2 protein-coding genes are annotated in these 1,431 nt (G+C 35.3%); one reads left to right on the forward strand and one right to left on the reverse strand.

What is annotated here, in order from left to right; translation table 11 throughout:
* On the reverse strand, positions 1 to 138 hold a 138-nt coding region (locus tag DBR11_RS30420; protein ID WP_369974462.1), incomplete at its 3' end, for a DDE-type integrase/transposase/recombinase.
* Positions 139 to 570: 432 nt separating this feature from the next.
* Here DBR11_RS30420 and DBR11_RS26705 point away from each other — a divergent pair.
* The coding region (locus DBR11_RS26705) for a hypothetical protein (protein ID WP_199233972.1) at positions 571 to 1,431 on the forward strand (861 nt) is incomplete at its 3' end.

Here is a 1,431-nt window from a genome sequence, read left to right on the forward strand (position 1 = left end):
GGTGTCATTTGCTTTCATCGTGGTACTTAATGCCCAGCCGATGATTTTCCTATCACCTAGATCAATCACCGTTGTCAAATACAGCCAGTCTTGCCTGGTTCTGATGTAAGTAATATCGGATACCCAGACAGCCCCCAATATTCCGGGTTTAAAATCACGTTCCAGTACATTCTCTGTTACAGGAAAAACGAACTACGTGCTCCTATTCAATATTCAAGAATAAAGAAAACATATTATTATAATGGTGAATGGGATTTTTATATTGGTGACTTAAGCCGCATAAAATCTGATTTAATTAGAGAATTCCTTAGAACCGTTGATAAGGTGGTAAAAATTGTAATCTTATTTGATATGATTTTTTTCTAGATGGGATTTGTCGGTTTTGTGCATTAGAAAAAAAACAGCTATTTCAACTACTGAAATAGAATTATGAAAATGACCGTGTTAACGGACTTTTTACTTGAATTTTATAGGATTATATTTTTTTACACAAATTGCTTCAGTGCATAAGGGCTGCAGTGAGTTTAGTTAAAATTACTTTAAAATTTTTTCTAATTAAACGAAAGCTCAATGGTAAAATTCAATCCTTCTAAACGAATATCGTTTATTGCGAAGAGGTTATTCTTCATTAAAATCTTTGTCATTATTACTTTGACTTCTCTTTCACAGACAACACCTCCTCTTCCAAAACTTATTCCGGCATCACCTGATGCAGCCAGTTTGGGAAGATTTGGTGATATCCCTGTGAGTTATTCAACAGGACTTCCAGAAATTTCCATTCCAATTTATCAGATTAATATTGGGAAGATTCAACAACCGATTTCCTTGAATTATCATGCAGGAGGGGTTAGGGTCAATGATATTTCATCTAGCGTAGGGATTGGCTGGTCATTGAATGCAGGGGGCGTGATTACAAGAAGTGTTGTCGGAAAGGCTGATGAAACTGGTTACTTAACTTTGCCAACAGAAAGTGACCTATTGGCAAATACGAGTGCATATTACGGACCATTATATTTAGGCTCAGATTGGGAACCCGATGTTTTCAACTTTAATATTAATGGACAATCTGGTAAATTCTATTTCAATAAGGATCAGTCTGTCTTTCAAATCCCATTGAGTAACAATAAAATAGAATATATTCCTGCAACACAAACCGCGCAGGGTTACTTTAAGATCACTGACGTAAATGGATTGGTTTACCTTTTTGATAAACAGGAGTGGAGTTCTACCAATGGAACTGATAGCTATATCAGTGCATGGCGACTGAGTAAAATAACAGATATTAATACTCAAGATCAAATTGTTTTTAATTATGAACAAGGATCCGATTTTGAAACTATAAGAAGTGATGCTGCAACCTTTACGAATACTCCTAATTGTTCAGGTAGTGCAGCAAGTTTTAGCTATAATTTACTTCAGACAACTCTAACC

Origin of the sequence: Pedobacter sp. HMWF019 (genome assembly GCF_003061025.1) — a bacterium.
GTDB lineage: Bacteria > Bacteroidota > Bacteroidia > Sphingobacteriales > Sphingobacteriaceae > Pedobacter.